2 protein-coding genes are annotated in these 2,118 nt (G+C 64.1%); both read right to left on the minus strand.

What is annotated here, in order from left to right:
• On the minus strand, positions 1–859 hold an 859-nt coding region (locus Q0L57_RS13195; protein ID WP_296743274.1), incomplete at its 3' end, for an FAD-binding dehydrogenase.
• A gap of 41 nt (positions 860–900) precedes the next feature.
• Positions 901–1,887: a Gfo/Idh/MocA family oxidoreductase gene (locus tag Q0L57_RS13200; RefSeq protein WP_296743275.1), complete on the minus strand. Its 987-nt coding sequence runs from the start codon at positions 1,885–1,887 to the stop codon at positions 901–903.
• Positions 1,888–2,118 lie beyond the last annotated feature (231 nt).

Here is a 2,118-nt window from a genome sequence, read left to right on the forward strand (position 1 = left end):
CCCAGTTCTTGATGCCCTCCACATAGTGCCACATGCGGTCGCGGTTGATGATCCTGCCCCCGGTCGCTTCGGTGATAGCCAGCATGCGGCCGTCGACATGGTCCGGCACGCCGGTGATCATCCGCTCGGGCGGCTTGCCCAGGCGCTCAGGCCAGTTCCTGCGCACCAGCTCGTGATTGCCGCCGATGCCGCCGGAGGCGACGATCACCGCTTGCGCATGGAGCTCGAAGTCTCCGGCGACGTCGCGCGAGCTCTTGCGGCCGCGCTCGACGCTGCTCGGCTCCAGCACGTCGCCGCGCACGCCAGTGACGGTGTTCCCCGTGCGGATGATCTCGTTGACCCGGTGGCGGAACTTGAATTGGACGAGCCCGCGCTTTTGCGCCTCCCGCACGCGCAGCACGAAAGGTTCGATCACGCCCGGCCCGGTGCCCCAGGTGATGTGGAAGCGCGGCACCGAATTGCCGTGGCCGGAGGCATTGCCGCCGCCACGCTCGGCCCAGCCGACGACAGGAAAGAATTTCAGGCCCCGTTCGATCAGCCAGGAACGCTTCTCGCCGGCGGCGAAGCCGACATAGGCCTCCGCCCATTTGCGCGGCCAGAAATCCTCCGGCCGGTCGAAGGCCGCGGTGCTCATCCAGTCCTCGAGTGCCAGGTCGTGCGAATCGCGGATGCGCATGCGTCGCTGCTCGGGAGAATCGACCAGGAACAGTCCCCCGAACGACCAGAAGGCCTGGCCGCCCAGCGACTGCTCCGGCTCCTGGTCGACGATAACGATCTTCCTGCCGGCCTCGGCCAATTCGGCAGCGGCAACGAGGCCGGCCAGCCCCGCGCCGACAATGATCACGTCCGCGTCAGCCATCCGCTCCTCCCTGAATTAGCCGGCTAGCTTAGTGCAAAGACTCAGACGGCTTCCCAGCCCTCTTTCTCGCCGGCGCGGAAGATGGCGTCGATGACCTTCTGGTTGAGCACCGATTCCTCCAGCGTGAAGACGCGGTCCTTGCCGCCCTGGGCGGCGCGCACGAAGGCTTCGCACTCCAGCCGGTACTGTTGCGTGCCGGGGAAGCGAAATACCTGCGCCTCGGTGTGGTTCTGGTTGTGCAACTCGATGCGGTGATGGTCGTAGAGGCCGGCATTGAACGGCGCAAAGACCTCGATGAAGCCCTTCTCGCCATGGAACACCATCACCTGGCGGGCCGCCATCTGCGTCGAGAGGTAGAAGGAGAGTTCGAAGTCGCCGAAATCGGCGCGCACCGAGGAATAGATGTCGGTGCCGAAAGTCTTGTCGCGCTCGATCGTCGCCTGGACGCGGACCGGCTCCTTGCCGGTCGAAAACCGCGTCGATACGGTTGGGTAGACGCCGATGTCGGGCAGCGCGCCGCCGCCGAGGTCGAGCTGGTTGCGCATGTTGTTGGGGTCGACATTGTAGTAGGAGAACGCGCCCTGCACGTGGCGCAACCGGCCGATGGCGCCGCTGGCGATCAGGTCGCGCACCTTGATCCATTGCGGGTGGTAGACGACCATGAAGGCCTCGCAGACCAGCACCTTCTTCTCGTCGCGCAGCTTGATCAGCGGCAGGATGTCCTTGGCGTCGAGCGCCAGCGGTTTCTCGACCAGCACATGCTTGCCTGCCTCGATCGCCTTTGCCGTCCATTCGACATGCTGCGAAGTGGGCAGCGGAATGTAGACGCCGTCGACCTCCTTGGAGGCCAGCAATTCCTCATATGAGCCAAAGGCATGGCGGGCGCCGAACCGGTCGCCCAGCGCCTTGGCCTTGGACAGGTCGCGGCTGGCGATCGCCGACAAGACGCCGTTCTCCGAGTCCACGATTGCCGGCAAAAGCTGCTCGCGGCCGATCTTTGCCGTCGACAGAACACCCCATCGGAACATCACGCTTCTCCATGTCGGTTTTTCAGGCGACGAGGTTTGCCCGAAATCGGCGGAAAAGCCAATGCGAGACGCGGGTCACAAAGCACCTTCGTCATCCTCGGGCTTGACCCGAGGATCCATGCCGTGACCTCCGTCATAGCATGCAACGGCGCAGATTCTGCAATTGTTGCAACGTCTTAGCGTCACGGCATGGCAACTGTGTTCATGCGAATGCGGTTTTGTCGCGAATAA

The sequence above is a fragment of the Mesorhizobium sp. genome (genome assembly GCF_024509055.1).
Taxonomy (GTDB): domain Bacteria; phylum Pseudomonadota; class Alphaproteobacteria; order Rhizobiales; family Rhizobiaceae; genus Mesorhizobium.

Coding starts and splice junctions, on each gene's coding strand:
- Q0L57_RS13200 (WP_296743275.1), bottom strand. CDS start 1,887: ATGTTCCGATGGGGTGTTCTGTCGACGGCAAAGATCGGCCGCGAGCAG.